Below are 5,075 nucleotides of genomic sequence, written 5' to 3'. Positions count from 1 at the left end.
GGAAGGTTTCGTAGGCGGTGGCGGGGATGTTGCCGATCAGGATGTCGATCTTTTTCTTTTTCACCTCTTCGATGAAACGATCCTTGTCGTTGCCCCAGTGGTAGACGACGGTCTCGATCCTGTCGGGCCAACCCTTGAAGTTGGAGCGGTCGAAGAAACGGAGTACGTAATCGAGATACAAGAGCCCCAGTCTGGGGAGTTTTCTCTTTTTGGCCATGGGTCAGTCCTTTTTGCTTTTTTTATCGATCAGTTCGACGATTTTGTCGATTTTTTTGTCGTTGAAGTCGAGCCCCATCTTCTCCTGCTCGGGGGTCGCGAAGGCGGGAATGCCGTTGACTTCGAGCACGATGTACTCCTCTTTGGCGCGATCGTAGATGATGTCGACCCCGGCGATCTCCAGGCCCGTGACGGCCGCCGCCCTCTTGGCCAGCGCCACCACCTCGTCGTCGGGTTCGCGCAAAAAGACGCTGCCGCCGCTGGTGACGTTGGTGCGCCAGTCGGTGCCGCCCGCTTTGCGGCCGTAGCAGCCGATGAATTCGCCATCCACGATGTCGACACGCCAGTCGGTGCGGTCGTAGTCGATGAACTTCTCGACGTAGAAGAAGCGCAGGTCCATCTGATTGAGAAAGGGCATCAGCATATCCAGCGTCTCCTGGGAGTCGATCTTGGTCAGCCCCACGCCGCCCCATCCGTCGGTGGGTTTGTAGACCATCTGCTGCCACTCCTGGATGAACCTGCGGAGCCTGTCGCTGTCGTCCCGATGGCAGAGACGGAAATCGGCCGTCGGCACGCCGTGGTTGCGGAGCAGATGGGCCGTCTGGAACTTGTCCTCGGTCAGAGCGAAGGAGCGGTAGTTGTTCAGGCACGGCACGATGCGGTCGATCGCTTCGTAGAGAAACATCTGGTACTGCGTCTGCTCCCCTGCGTTGTAGCTGAAAAAGAGATCGAGCTCCTCCATCACGGTTCCGTTGCAGTGGGTCCTGCCGTTTTCGACCCAGGCATGGCGGAGGTTGAGCCCCGTCACGCTCTCGATACCCCGTTCTCGAAGTTTCTCCACGATTTTCCGCTCGATCGCGTCACCGCCGCCATTCTGATACATCCAAATCCCCACCCGTCGATTATCCATCTCTTATTCCTTTTCTTTTCCGTTCACCGTTCCCTGTTCACCGTTCACCCAATAATCCCATGCTCCTGATGGTACAGCAGCACCTTCGTCATCAGATCGATCCGCTCGTCGAAACTCTTTTTGAGCGCCCGCTCTTTGGGCGTGTGGTCGCCGTCGCCGTAGGGTCCCAGGCCGTCGAGCGTCACGACACCCGCCGCCGCGACGATATTGGCGTCGCTGACGCCGCCGCGGCTCTCCGTGGGCAGAGGATACCCGCCGATTCTCTCCATCGCTTCGACCAGTTTCGTCTGCCAGGCGTTGGGCTCCATCACGTCGCGCTGGATCGAGCCGCCGAGCACCGCTTTGGAGCCTTCGACGAAACTGGTGCAGACCACTTCGTCGAGCCCCTTCATCAAACGCTCTTTCTCCCTGTGATCCGCGTAGCGCAGCTCCAGCAGCAGTTTCGCCTGGGGGCTGATCGTGTTGGCGCCGATCCCCCCTTCCATCTTACCGACATTGACTGTAGAACCCTTCTGCAGATCGGTCATCGCCACCAGCTTCTGCAGCTTCACGGCGGCTTCGAGATTGGCGTCGATTCCTTTGGCGTAGCTGGTGCCGGCATGGGCGGCTTTTCCCTCGATCGCGATCTCGAAAGTACCGATCCCTTTACGCCCCACGACCACCTCCATCTTCGGCCCTGCCGCTTCGAAGACGAAACATTTGTCGTAATCTCGTGCCAGCGCCGTCGTGAGCATCTTCGAATCGTCGCTTCCCGTCTCCTCGTCGCTCACGAGCAGCACGTCGATATCCCCGATCTCTCCGTTGGTTTCAAAAAGCGTCCGCAGCGCGTGAATGGCGACGACATTGCCGCCTTTCATGTCGCAGACGCCCGGCCCGTAGACCCACTCCCCGTCTTCGCGCCACTCTTCGAAAACCCCGGGAGGGAAAACCGTGTCGAGATGACCCAGAAGCAGGATCTTTTCCCGTTTTCCGCTCCTGGGAGAGAGGAAATGGAGATGGTCCCCGATCAGCTCCCGCCGATGCCTCTGCGTCCTGTAGCCCAGAGCTTCCAGCCACTCGGCGAACCGTTCACCCGTCGCGTCGACCCCCCGCTTGTTTCGCGTGAAGGAGTTGATGCGGACCACTTTTTCGAGATCTTTTTTCCACTGCATATGCCAAACCGCCCCTTGAGATGGAAAATTCTAACATTAGAACCATTAATCAACGATGATTCAGCGCCAAAGCCCGGACCACTTCGAATTCGAGCCAGGGGAAAGGGTAGGTTTCGACGATCCGTTTGATTTCTCGGTACCCCAGCAGGCCGGCGCCCCCGCTGACGCCGCTTCGTTTGATATAGCGCAGCATCGAGAGCGCGTCTTTGAAAAAAAGCCTGTAGCGCAGGAGGTCGATTTCGGCATCGAAATGGCGCCTAAGCGCTTCGATGGTCTCCCTGGCCGATCGGATCGGCGAAGGGGTGCCCGTCACTTTCCGCAAAGAGGCGAAGGTCCCGGATGTGAAGATCGTCATGGCCGCGGGGCGCTTCAGGGAGGCGATCTGCCCCAGCGTCCAGTCGAGATCCTCGCTCCACTGCAGGGCCGAAGAGGAGATCAGAAGGTCGAAATCGAGCCTTTCGAGCGTTTCGAAAAGTGACGCGTCGTTGAAATTTCCGACCACCTTTTCGACCCGGGGATCGGAGGGGTGCAGGGCCAGCATTTCCGGCGCCGCATCGACGGCCCAATACTTCATGAACGGCTGTTCATAAGCTCGAAAAAGGCCGCCGCTGCCGCATCCGAGATCGACGAGGACGGGGTAGGGACGGTCGATTTTCGAGACGAGCGCGCGGGCGACGCGCGCCTGGATGAGATTGTAGCGGCCGTAACTTGCGGCGAAACGGCGAAACTCTTTGTGTGCGGCCATATTTACTTTCAACGGATCTTTTCGATATAATAGCGCGCTAATTATAACCAAAGGCTTTTTCAACAATGATTACCATCCTGTTCGTCGCACAGATCGTACTGGCCGTTATCCTGACGATTCTCGTCCTGCTTCAGAAAAGTTCGTCCATCGGCCTGGGTGCCTACAGCGGCTCCAACGAGTCGGTTTTCGGCGCCAAAGGGCCCGCCGGCTTCCTGGTCAAGGCGACCTTCACCGTCGGACTCGTCTTCATCTTCAACACGATCGCCCTGGGCTACATGTACAACAAGACCTACAACAAGTCGGTGGTCGACGAGATCAAGGTGGAGCAGAGCGCTCCGACAGCTCCCGCCGTTCCCGAAACGCCGTCGGCGCCCGCCGCGCCTGCCGCGCCTTCGGCACCGGCCGAATAATCTCCGCGCCTCCGCGCGGCATACCGCCCGACCCTTTCGGCCGTCTGTCAGGCGGCCACGCTTCGAAACGGACTTTATCATGAAACTCATCGTAACCATCCTGCTGACCGCCTTGACACTCTGGGCCGACGCCCACATCTTCGTCTACCACCGCTTCGGCGACGATCGCCACCCCTCCACCAGCACCTCCCTCGACGTGCTGAAAAAAGAGTTCGACTACTTCAAAACCCACGGGTACGAAGTGATCCCCCTCTCCAGGCTGGTGAAAGCCCTCGAGGAGGGAGAGCCGATCTCCGATAAGTGGGTCGTGCTGACGATCGACGACAGCTACAAAAGCTTCTACGAAAACGGTCTGCCCCTCTTCAGGGAGTACGGCTACCCCTTCACCCTCTTCGTCTACACGAAAGCGACCGAAGAGGGGTACGGCGATTTCATGACATGGGAGCAGATAGCCGAAGCGAAGAAGTACGGCGAACTGGGTTTTCACTCCCACACCCATCCCCATATGGTCTCCAGAAGCGACGCCGAGCTGAAAGAGGATTTTACGACAGGTATCTCGCTGATGCGCGAGCGTACCGGCGAAAAGCCCCGCTACTTCGCCTACCCCTACGGCGAATACGACGGCCGGGTCCGGAAGATCGCCGAGTCTTTCGGATTCGACGCCATCTGCAACCAGAACGTCGGCGCCGTCTCGGAAGCCTCGGACATCCACGACCTCGACCGTATCGCCCTGACGGGAGAGACCGGCCTCAAGAGCAAACTGGCGATCAGATTTCTGCCGGCGAAATGGATCGAGCCGACGGCCTGGCCCAAAGAGGGTGTCGTTCGCCGTGTGCGTGTCGAAACTAAAAGCGCCGCGAAGCGGGGATGGCTCTACCTGACCGGCTACGGCTGGCAGCGGGTCGAAGTGCATGACGGTATCGTGGAGACCCGGCTGGACAAACCGCTCAAAAACCGCCGCAGCCGTCTCATTTTAAAGCTTGAAAACGATAGAATATCCACAAAAATTCTCGTCAAACCGTAAGGAGCATCGATTATGGAAGAACTGAACGAAGTCTACGACTATGCCAAAGAGCATATGGAAAAGAGTCTCGAAGTCCTGAAAAAGGATTTCAGCACGATCCGCACCGGCCGTGTGTCGACGCATATCGTCGACAACATCAAGGTCGACTACTACGGCACGCCGACACCGCTGAACCAGGTGGGAAGCGTCATCGCCACCGACGCCCAGACCATCACGATCAGCCCCTGGGAGAAGAACCTTCTTCCCGAGATCGAGCACGCGATCCAGCAGGCCAACATCGGCGTCAACCCCAACAACGACGGCGAAACGATCAAGCTCTTCTTCCCGCCGATGACGGTCGAGCAGCGCCAGGAGAGCGCCAAGCAGGCCAAGCAGATGGGCGAAAAGGCCAAGATCGCCATCCGCAACATCCGAAGAGAGGCCAACGACAAGGTCAAGAAACTGGCCAAAGAGAAAGTGATCACCGAGGACGAGGAGAAAAAGGGGCTCGATCAGGTCCAGAAGATCACCGACGACTACATCAAAAAGGTCGACGAGCTGGTCAAAGCCAAAGAGCAGGAAGTGCTGAAAGTTTAGTGAAAAGTTAAAAACTAAAAACTAAAAATTGTTCGCGAAGCGA

At 58.0% G+C, this 5,075-nt stretch carries 6 protein-coding genes and 1 pseudogene; 3 read left to right on the top strand and 4 right to left on the bottom strand.

From position 1 onward, the window contains the following. From Q1K23_RS07625 to Q1K23_RS07610, 4 genes and pseudogenes are all read right to left on the bottom strand, one after another. Nucleotides 1-217 (bottom strand): annotated as a pseudogene (locus tag Q1K23_RS07625) (hypothetical protein); the annotation flags it as partial. 3 nt (nt 218-220) lie between these two features. Then, a complete protein-coding gene (locus Q1K23_RS07620) occupies nt 221-1,126 on the bottom strand; it encodes an ATP-grasp domain-containing protein (protein ID WP_300363548.1) in 906 nt (301 codons plus the stop codon). 44 nt (nt 1,127-1,170) lie between these two features. Next, complete coding sequence (locus Q1K23_RS07615; RefSeq protein ID WP_300363547.1) at nt 1,171-2,277, bottom strand: M20 family metallopeptidase; 1,107 nt, start codon at nt 2,275-2,277, stop codon at nt 1,171-1,173. Nucleotides 2,278-2,326: 49 nt separating this feature from the next. Continuing rightward, nucleotides 2,327-3,034, bottom strand: a complete 708-nt coding sequence (locus tag Q1K23_RS07610) for a methyltransferase (RefSeq protein ID WP_300363546.1) — start codon at nt 3,032-3,034, stop codon at nt 2,327-2,329. Nucleotides 3,035-3,087: 53 nt separating this feature from the next. Here Q1K23_RS07610 and secG point away from each other — a divergent pair, with 53 nt between their 5' ends. The 3 genes from secG to frr all read left to right on the top strand — a co-directional run bounded on the left by secG (nt 3,088) and on the right by frr (nt 5,032). Further along, complete coding sequence (gene secG / locus Q1K23_RS07605) at nt 3,088-3,432, top strand: preprotein translocase subunit SecG (protein WP_300363545.1); 345 nt, start codon at nt 3,088-3,090, stop codon at nt 3,430-3,432. Nucleotides 3,433-3,511: 79 nt separating this feature from the next. Continuing rightward, nucleotides 3,512-4,456 (top strand): polysaccharide deacetylase family protein, encoded by a 945-nt coding sequence (locus tag Q1K23_RS07600; protein ID WP_300363544.1) that lies wholly within the window; start codon nt 3,512-3,514, stop codon nt 4,454-4,456. Between the two features lie 12 nt (nt 4,457-4,468). After that, complete coding sequence (gene frr, locus Q1K23_RS07595) at nt 4,469-5,032, top strand: ribosome recycling factor (protein WP_300363543.1); 564 nt, start codon at nt 4,469-4,471, stop codon at nt 5,030-5,032. The last annotated feature ends 43 nt before the right edge of the window (nt 5,033-5,075 follow it).

Source organism: Hydrogenimonas sp., assembly GCF_029933015.1.
Lineage (GTDB): Bacteria > Campylobacterota > Campylobacteria > Campylobacterales > Hydrogenimonadaceae > Hydrogenimonas.
This window is presented reverse-complemented; position numbering and strand designations above follow the sequence as displayed.